The sequence below is a fragment of the Psychrobacter sp. W2-37-MNA-CIBAN-0211 genome, assembly GCF_040309405.1.
GTDB lineage: Bacteria > Pseudomonadota > Gammaproteobacteria > Pseudomonadales > Moraxellaceae > Psychrobacter > Psychrobacter glaciei.
Genome location: NZ_JBEOOU010000104.1, coordinates 1 through 288, shown reverse-complemented (window position 1 = coordinate 288; position 288 = coordinate 1). Strand labels below are relative to the sequence as shown.

Annotated in this window: 1 protein-coding gene; it reads left to right on the top strand. The window is 39.2% G+C overall.

Annotated elements, in window-relative coordinates; genetic code table 11:
* A partial coding sequence (locus AAEY72_RS14470) for a hypothetical protein (RefSeq protein ID WP_352311214.1) occupies positions 1 to 288 on the top strand: 288 nt, incomplete at both ends.

The following is a 288-nucleotide window of genomic DNA, read 5'->3' as shown; positions in this document are numbered from 1 at the left end:
GGATTATGCAGACCGCCACAGTTTTAAATCTATTACATCGTATCGTGACTACTCTTCTAATTTAGCAGAATCTGATTTAGATGGTGGCGCATACTTTGGTGCAGAACTTGATGCTACGTTCCAACCAACAGGAAACATGGTTTCAACACCCGCTTTTCACTTTACTAACTACAAAAGCCAAGATCAAAGTTCTCAAGAATTTCAGTTTCTTGGCGACTTCATGGATGGAAAACTTGAGTATGTAGCAGGGTATTATTACTTTACAGAAGAAGGTGATGAGTATAACCC